Below are 7,571 nucleotides of genomic sequence, written 5' to 3'. Positions count from 1 at the left end.
TGCATCTGCAGCGCCGAGGCCGGGCAGCGGGCGCTGACCGGGCCCTCGACCATGGCCGCGACGGCCTGCGCCTTGTGCGCGCCGGTGGCCAGAAGCAGCGCGTGGCGCGCGCGCAGAATGGTGGCGATGCCCATGGTGATGGCATGGCGCGGCACCTCTTCTCCCGGGCCGAAGAAGCGGGCATTGGCGGCCCGCGTGGCGTGGTTCAGCGTCTTGACGCGCGTGGGCGAGGCCAGCGAGGAGCTGGGCTCGTTGAAGCCGATATGGCCATTCGCGCCGAGGCCGAGGAGTTGCAGGTCGATGCCGCCGGCCGCCTCAATCGCGGCCTCGTAGCGCGCGGCCTCGGCGACCGCGTCGGGCGCGTCGCCCCGTGGCAGCTGCAGTCGGGCCGGGTCGAGCCCGGCCGGCGCGGCGAGATGAGCGCGCATGAAGGCGTGGTAGGATTGCGGGTGCCGGGGCGGCAGGCCGACATATTCGTCGAGGTTGAAACCGGTCATGCGGTCGAGCGCGACCCGGCCGGCCCGGGCCTGCGCGACGAGCCGAGCATAGACCGGCTCCATCGTGCCGCCGGTGGCGAGGCCCAGCACCGCCTCGGGCCGCGCGATGAGGGTCCGGGCGATGATGTCGGCTACGCGCGCGGCGGCGGCGTCCGGGTCTGGCAGGATGAGGATCTTCATGGGGTCTGTCTTCCGGCGTTGGGGGAGGGGGCGCGTGGCCCGGTCAGGCGGGCGGGTCGAGCGCGGCGATCCGGGCCTGAGGGCGCGGATGCGCCCGGCCTCGGTGCGCGAGCGAGTGGCGGCGGCGAAGCCCATCGCGACGATCTCGGGTGGGTTGGGCGCGGCCGTGCTGCAGGAGGCATGGAAGGCGTCGAGCCCGGTCGCGCGGGCGAGATCGGCGACGTTGTCGGGCGTGACGCCCGCACCTGCCATGATCTCGATCCGCCCGGCGGCGTGACGGTGCATCCGCGCCAGCATCTCGGCGCCGTCCGGCGCGCGGCGCGTCTGGCCCGAGCTCAGCACCCGCTCGAACCCCAACGCCACGGCCTGGTCGATCGCCGCGAGCGGATCGGGGACGAGGTCGATCACCCGGTGCAGCGTTTGGCCCATGCCCTGGGCCGCGGCGCAAAGCGTCTCGAGCGCGCGGGTGTCAAGCGTGCCATCGGGCCGGGCCACGCCGAGCACGACGCCGGCGAGGCCGCAGTCGCGCGCCATCGCGATGTCGTCGCGCATCACCGCGAGCTCCTCGGGCCCGGCGCCAAAGCTGCCGGCGCGCGGGCGGATCATCGCGTAGACCGGCAATCCCGATCGCGCCGCAGCGCGCATCAGCCCGGGGCCGGGCGTCAGCCCGCCAAGCGCCAGAGCGGCGCAAAGCTCGATCCGGTCGACGCCTGCGGCGCGGCAGGCGGCGAGGCCCTCGGCATCGTCGATGCAGACCTCAAGCGTTCCGGTCATCGCCGCACCTCCCGGCATGGATCGCGGCGCCGATCAGGCCCGCATGGGGTTGCAAACTGGCCTGCCGCAAAAGCGGCGCGTCCGACGGCGCGATCATGCGCGCGCGAACCTCGGCGTCGAGCGCGGCGACCAGCCGGGCGTCCTGCCCAAGCCCGCCGCCGACCGGCACGATCGAGGGGTCGATCAAGTTCGCCGCCGCGGCGAGCGCGCCGCCGACCACGTCGAGATAAAGGCCAAGCGTATGCCCGGCGGCAGGGTCGCCCGCGTGCCAGCCTGACAGGATTTCGTGGCTGGTGGCGCTGCGGCCGTACAGGTGGTGGTGCAGCCGTTCGAGCCCGCGCGCCCCGCCCAGCGTGTCGACGCAGCCGGTCTGGCCGCAGCCGCAGGGCAGGCGGGGCAGGGCGGCTGCGTCGGCGGCGGAGGCCGGGCCGTGACCCCATTCGCCGGCGGTGCCGGCGCGGCCCTCATGCACGCGCCCGTCGATCACCACCGCGCCGCCGATGCCGGTGCCGAGGATGGCGGCGAAGACCACGCGGTGGCCCGCGCCGCAGCCAGAACGCTTTCGGCCAGGCCGAAGGCGTTGGCGTCGTTGATCACGTCGACCGGCAGGCCAAGCCGCTCGGTCAGCTCACGCGCCAGCGCGCGGCCGTGGATGCAGGGGATGTTGGCGCTGGAGAGGCGGTCGCCCTCCGGCCCGATCACCCCGCGACCGAGACGCCGGCGCGGTGCGTACCGGCTGGCAGCAGTGCTGCGAGTGCCGCGCAAAAGCCGTCGAAGTCCTGCGTGGGCGTCGGCACCTCGCCCAAGGGCTTCAGCCGGGCCGGATCGCCGGAGATGGGCGTGGCGGCGGCAATCTTGGAGCCGCCGATGTCGAATGCGCATATCATGCGGGTCTGTCCTGTTTCCTTGGCCCCGGTTTTTCGCTAAATCCCGGGGCGAACCTCGCGAGCTTTCCCGAATGCCCGATGATCCTGCCAGCCGCGACAAGCGGCCGACCATTGCCGATGTGGCACGCCGCGCCGGCGTCGCGCCCGCGATCGTGTCGCGCGCGCTGTCGCCGGTGCGCCGGCCCGTCTCGCAGGAGAAGCGCGAGCGCGTCCTCAAAGCGGCGGCCGAGCTGGGCTACAACCAAAACCCGCTGGCGCGGGGGCTGGCGACCAAGTCCCTCGATCTCGTGGCGGTGCTGGTCAACCATCTCAACGACCTGTCGGATCTCGACCTGATCGACCCGCTGCTGGAGCGGATCCAGGCGCTTGGTAAGCAGGCCGTGCTGATCCGGGTGGGCGAGACCCGCCGGATCGAGGATTTCCTGCGCAACAGCGTCGCCTACCACGTGCATGCCGCGCTGGTGTTCTCGGATTTCGCCGATGCGCAGACGGTGCGCGAGCTGTTTCATAGCGACAATGTGCTGATGCTGAACGGGCGCGCCGACCTGCAATCGGCGCGGATCGTGGTCGACGACGCCGCCGGGATCGCGGCGGCGGTGGAGCGGGCGGCGGCGCAGGGCGCGCGGCGCGCGGTGCTGGTGACGGGACGGGATTCCTCGCTGGTCGAGCAGGCGCGCTGCGGCTTCTACCGCAACCACTGTGCCGCCAGCGGCATCGTGATCGCGCGAGAGATCCAAGGCGATTACTCCTATGCCTCGGGGCTGAAGGCAGCGGCGGGGATTGATCCGAAGGATGTCCCGGACGTGGTCTTCTGCACTTCGGACTCCATGGCGATGGGGGTGATGGACGGGATGCGGCCGACCGGGCTGCGGCCACCGCAGGATTACCTGCTCTACGGTTTCGACGCGCTGAGCCGGTCCAATTTCGACGCCTACGACATTTCGACCATCGGCTTCGACAAGGGCGTGCTGATCGAGCGCGTGGCGCTGTTTCTGAAGGATCCGGCCGGGTTCTCGGCGCGCGGCGAGTTGCACGAGATCCGCACCGGCTTCGTGCCGCGCGGCACGGGCTGAGGCGCGCGGCCCCAGCCCGGCCGACGGGCTTACCAGAGCGTCTTCAGCTCGGGCGGGTTGGCGTCGTCGCCCCACCATTTCTTGTAGTTGGCCTCGTAGGCGCCGGACTGGATATAGTCGGAGACGAACATGTCGATCCAGCGCTGGAAGGCGGGGTCGCCCTGCGCGATGGCAATGCCGATCGGGTCGTTCGAATGCAGGCCCGGCAGGGTCTTGAGGCTGTCCTCCTGGGTGGCGAGGTAATCGAGCAGCGAGCTGTCCTCGATCCCGGCGTCGACCCGCTTCTGGCGCAGCAGCAGCACGCCGTCGGGCGAGAAGGTATCGGTATAGACCAGCTCGGCGCCCGGAACCTCGCGTTTGAGGAAGGCCTCGCCGGTGGTGCCGCGGCCGACCACGACCTTCTTGCCGTCGAGATCGGCGATGGTGTCGATGTCCGAATCCGTCTGCGCGATAACCCGCAGGCCGGCGCGGTTGTAGGGGATCGAGAAGCTTACCGCGCGGGCACGCGGCAGCGTCGCGGAGGTGTTGGCCACCACCACGTCGAGCTGGCCCGAGACCAGCATTGACACGCGGGCATCGCCCGAGACATCGGTGAATTCGACCGGGACGCCGATCTTCTCAGCCAGCATGGTGGCGACATCCACATCGTAGCCGACCGGGTTGTTGCGGTCGTCGCGGAAGCCGATCGGCTCGCCGCCCAGCGACACGCCGATCCGCACCACGCCGCGCTCGACGATGTCATCGAGCGTGCCGGCATTCGCCGAAGCGCCGAACGCCAGCGCTGCCGCCGCGGCCATCATCGCGTTCTTCAGTAAGGTCTTCATGAGGTCCTCCCTTGGTTCAAGACTGAAACTGCTCCGAGAGCCGGCGCTCCGGCTCTGCCATCTCCGGCGTCCAGATCCAGTAGGACACCGGGGCCCGGCCGAGAAGGTTGACCACCCGGTGCCGGCCCGTCGCGTCGATGGCATGGATCACCACCTCGCCGAGAAAGCCGGTTTCGAGCGTCAGCAGGTCGCGCGCGGCGGCCTCCACCGCCTGGTCGAGATCGAGCCCGAGTTGCATGGCGTGGACCACCGCGTGGGCGGTGGCGCTGCGCATGGTCATTTCGCCGGTATGGGTGCAGGCGGCGGCGCCGAAACGGCTGTCGGCGTAAAAGCCCGCGCCGGGGATCGGGCTGTCGCCGAGTCGGCCCGGATATTTCCAGGCCCAGCCCGAGGTCGAGGTGACGGCCGCCATGTCGCCGCCGCTATCGCGGCCTAGGAACACGGTGGTGTCGCGCACCCGCTCGGGATCGGTGATCGCCTTGGAAAAGGGCGCGAGCGGCAGATCGGGAAAGGCCGCCCTCTGGGCCGGGTCGAGCAGGCCTTCGAGCTTGTCCCACCACACCCTAGCGCTGTCAGGATGCAGCATCTCATCGCTGATGAAACCGCTTTCATCCGCAAACCTGCGCGCGCCGGCTCCGGTCAGCATGACATGCGGCAGACGGCGCATCACCTCGCGCGCGAGCCGTGCCACGGGCAAGGTGCGCGGCACCGCACCGACGGCGCCGACCTCGCGGGTGGTGCCGTCCATGACGCCCGCGTCGCATTCCATCTCGCCGATCATGTTGGGCCAGCCGCCATAGCCGACCGAGCGCACCGCCGGATCGGCCTCGACATGGCCGATGCCCTCGACCAGCGCGTCGACGGCACCGGTTCCGGCCTTCAGTGCGGTCACGGAATGAAAGAAGCCGGGCTCGGCCTCGCAGTTTGCAAGCAGGATCACGGGATCAGTCTTTCGTCATCTTCGAGAGGAATTTGCGGATCCGCGGCACGGCGAGGCCGCCCTCCTCGGAAAAGAAGGCCTCGGTCGGCATGTCGACGATCAGCTCTCCGGCTTCGAGAAACACGATGCGATCGGAGATGCGCCGCGCGAACTCGATCTCGTGGGTGACGAAGACCATCGTCGTGCCCTCCGCCGCAAGGCGGGCGAGGATGGCGAGCACCTCGCCGGTCATCTCGGGATCGAGCGCGCTCGTCACTTCGTCGAGCAGAAGATAGCGCGGCTGCATCGCCAGCGCCCGACAGATGCCGACGCGCTGGCGCTGGCCGCCAGAGAGGCGCTGCGGGTAGGCGTCGGCATGCTCCGTGAGACCGACCAGATCGATGAGCGCACGCGCCTGCGCCTCGGCCTCGGCGCGCGGCTGGCCCAGCACTTGGATCGGCGCGAGCGTGACGTTCCGCAGCACCGTCATGTGCGGGTAGAGGTTGAACAGCTGAAACACCGTGGCCGATCGACGCCGCGCCGCGGCGAGGCCCGCGGAGGTCGAGACGTCGTGGCCGTCGACCCGGATCGCACCGCCCGAGAGAGCCTCGAGCCCGTTGATGCAACGTATCAGGGTCGATTTGCCCGAGCCCGAGGAGCCGAGGATCGTCACCACCTCGCCGGGTTCGACCTTGAGGTTGATCCGCTTGAGCACCTCGGCGCTGCCGAACCGCTTCTCGACATTGTTGATTTCGATCATCAGAGTCCCTGCCACACGACGGATCTGCGCAGGTGCCGTTCAAGCCGGCCCCCAAGGGCGGCCAATGCCTTGGCGCAGAGGTAATAGGTCAGCCCGATCACGCTCCAGACCACGAAGGGTTCGAGCGTGCGGAGGTTGAGGATGTTGCCGATCTTGGTCAGGTCGGCGACACCGATCACCGAGATCAGCGAGGTCACCTGCAGCTGGTTCACCAAAAGCCCGATCAGCGGGCCGACCGAGAAGGCGGCGGCCTGCGGCGAAATGATCCGGCGCAAGATCTGCCAACGGCTGTGGCCGAAGACCCGCGCCGCCTCGATCTGGTCGCGCTCGACCGCCTCGACGCCGGAGCGGAAGATCACGAAAGCGAAGGCGGCGGTGTTGAGGCTCACTGTCAGAAGCGCCGCCGTGACCGGGGTCATGTTGACCTGAAAGAAGGCCGGCATCCCAAAGAACACCAGAAACAGCTGCACCAGCACCGGCGAATTCTTCAGAAGCTCGGTCACGGCAACGACGACATGACCGATCACCGGCACGCGGTAGTAATGCAGCACCGTAAGCGCCGCGCCGAGCGCAAGTCCGATCAGCGTGGTCGCGGCGAAGAGGCCGAGCGTGACGCCAAGGCCCTGCGCCAGAAGCACGAGGTCGTAGGGAGTGAAGTCGGCGTATCTCATGCCACCGCCTCCGGCATGCCGCGGTTGAGTCTGCGATGCACGCCCGTGACGGCGAGCGAGAGCGTATATGTCAAGGCAGCGTAGAGCACCAGGAGCACGGCATAGACCTCGAACGGCATGAAGGTGGTGGCGGCGACGATTTTGGCGGTGCCGGTCAGCTCGTTGACGGTGATGGTCGACAGGATCGAGGAGGTCAGCACGAGGTTGATCAGCACCGAGCCCATCGGTCGCACCGAGACGCGCAGCGCGTTGGGCATGACGATGCGGCTGAAGATCTGCCACCGGCTGAGGCCGAACACCCGCGCCGCCTCGATCACGCCCTGTTCGATCGACAGGATGCCGGCGCGGATCACGTCGGCGACGAAGGCGCCGCCGGCGATCGACATCGCCAGCACGCCGGTCTCGAAGGCGCCGATATAGATGCCGAGCTCAGGCAGGCCGTAGAAGAAGAAGAACAGCTGCACGATGAAGGGCACATTGCGGAACAGGTCGCAGTAGACGGCGGCGACGGTGCGGGCGGCGCGGCTGCGCGCGGTGCGCAGCGAGGCGATCAACGCGCCGAGCACCACCGCGCCCGCCACCGCCAGCACGCAGGCCGCGACGGTCAGCGCGAAGCCTTCGAGCAAGAACCCCAGGTGGGGTTCGAGAGCATTCCAAGACCTGATCACGTTGCCTCCTCCGCAGCGCTGAAAGTGAAAGCGGTTTCACTTAGGCGGTAGCGGGCGATATTGTCAATGATGCGATCGTGTTTTCGCCGCGCGGTCGTGCCGTCGCCGGCATGCTGTCCCGCTCGGGCCGCCATGGGTAGACCGCTTCGCTCTCGACCATGCGGCTATCGGCATCACGGATCATCACACGCAGAGCGTCGAACAGGGGGATCAGACGCATGCAGTCCAGCGCACAGCCCTGTCATTCCCAGACCGCCCCGATCATCGCGTCCGTGACGCGGCTGATCAAGTCCGGGGAGACCTTCAACCTATAGGCGT

Annotated in this window: 10 protein-coding genes; 1 reads left to right on the top strand and 9 read right to left on the bottom strand. The window is 69.1% G+C overall.

Translation table 11 applies throughout. The features are described 5' to 3' along the window. The 4 genes from MBELCI_RS21300 to MBELCI_RS21795 form a co-directional block, all read right to left on the bottom strand. Positions 1 to 1,451 (bottom strand): copper homeostasis protein CutC (locus MBELCI_RS21300; RefSeq protein ID WP_200861279.1); only part of this gene is annotated, 1,451 nt, incomplete at its 3' end. After that, complete coding sequence (locus MBELCI_RS21805; RefSeq protein WP_021694781.1) at positions 1,435 to 1,983, bottom strand: ROK family protein; 549 nt, start codon at positions 1,981 to 1,983, stop codon at positions 1,435 to 1,437. The genes MBELCI_RS21805 and MBELCI_RS21300, both read right to left, overlap by 17 nt. After that, positions 1,935 to 2,153, bottom strand: a complete 219-nt coding sequence (locus MBELCI_RS21800; RefSeq protein WP_021694780.1) for an ROK family protein — start codon at positions 2,151 to 2,153, stop codon at positions 1,935 to 1,937. Before MBELCI_RS21800 ends, MBELCI_RS21805 begins: the two co-directional genes overlap by 49 nt. Continuing rightward, a complete protein-coding gene (locus tag MBELCI_RS21795; protein WP_021694779.1) occupies positions 2,150 to 2,338 on the bottom strand; it encodes a hypothetical protein in 189 nt (62 codons plus the stop codon). The genes MBELCI_RS21800 and MBELCI_RS21795 overlap by 4 nt, the downstream gene beginning before the upstream one ends. Before the next feature lie 71 nt (positions 2,339 to 2,409). Here MBELCI_RS21795 and MBELCI_RS13385 point away from each other — a divergent pair, with 71 nt between their 5' ends. Further along, complete coding sequence (locus MBELCI_RS13385; protein WP_021694778.1) at positions 2,410 to 3,411, top strand: LacI family DNA-binding transcriptional regulator; 1,002 nt, start codon at positions 2,410 to 2,412, stop codon at positions 3,409 to 3,411. 29 nt (positions 3,412 to 3,440) lie between these two features. Here MBELCI_RS13385 and MBELCI_RS13380 read toward each other — a convergent pair whose 3' ends face one another. The 5 genes from MBELCI_RS13380 to MBELCI_RS13360 are packed head-to-tail and all read right to left on the bottom strand — an operon-like array spanning position 3,441 to position 7,253. Further along, complete coding sequence (locus tag MBELCI_RS13380) at positions 3,441 to 4,235, bottom strand: transporter substrate-binding domain-containing protein (protein ID WP_021694777.1); 795 nt, start codon at positions 4,233 to 4,235, stop codon at positions 3,441 to 3,443. Positions 4,236 to 4,251: 16 nt separating this feature from the next. Beyond that, positions 4,252 to 5,175, bottom strand: a complete 924-nt coding sequence (locus tag MBELCI_RS13375) for an isoaspartyl peptidase/L-asparaginase (RefSeq protein ID WP_021694776.1) — start codon at positions 5,173 to 5,175, stop codon at positions 4,252 to 4,254. A gap of 4 nt (positions 5,176 to 5,179) precedes the next feature. After that, positions 5,180 to 5,914: an amino acid ABC transporter ATP-binding protein gene (locus MBELCI_RS13370; protein ID WP_021694775.1), complete on the bottom strand. Its 735-nt coding sequence runs from the start codon at positions 5,912 to 5,914 to the stop codon at positions 5,180 to 5,182. Further along, positions 5,914 to 6,585: an amino acid ABC transporter permease gene (locus MBELCI_RS13365; protein WP_021694774.1), complete on the bottom strand. Its 672-nt coding sequence runs from the start codon at positions 6,583 to 6,585 to the stop codon at positions 5,914 to 5,916. The genes MBELCI_RS13370 and MBELCI_RS13365 overlap by 1 nt, the downstream gene beginning before the upstream one ends. After that, positions 6,582 to 7,253 (bottom strand): amino acid ABC transporter permease, encoded by a 672-nt coding sequence (locus MBELCI_RS13360; protein WP_045320164.1) that lies wholly within the window; start codon positions 7,251 to 7,253, stop codon positions 6,582 to 6,584. Before MBELCI_RS13360 ends, MBELCI_RS13365 begins: the two co-directional genes overlap by 4 nt. Between the last annotated feature and the right edge of the window lie 318 nt (positions 7,254 to 7,571).

The organism is Limimaricola cinnabarinus LL-001 (assembly GCF_000466965.1).
GTDB lineage: Bacteria > Pseudomonadota > Alphaproteobacteria > Rhodobacterales > Rhodobacteraceae > Limimaricola > Limimaricola cinnabarinus.
Note: the sequence above shows the minus strand (reverse complement) of the source record. Positions and strands in the feature narration are given on the sequence as shown.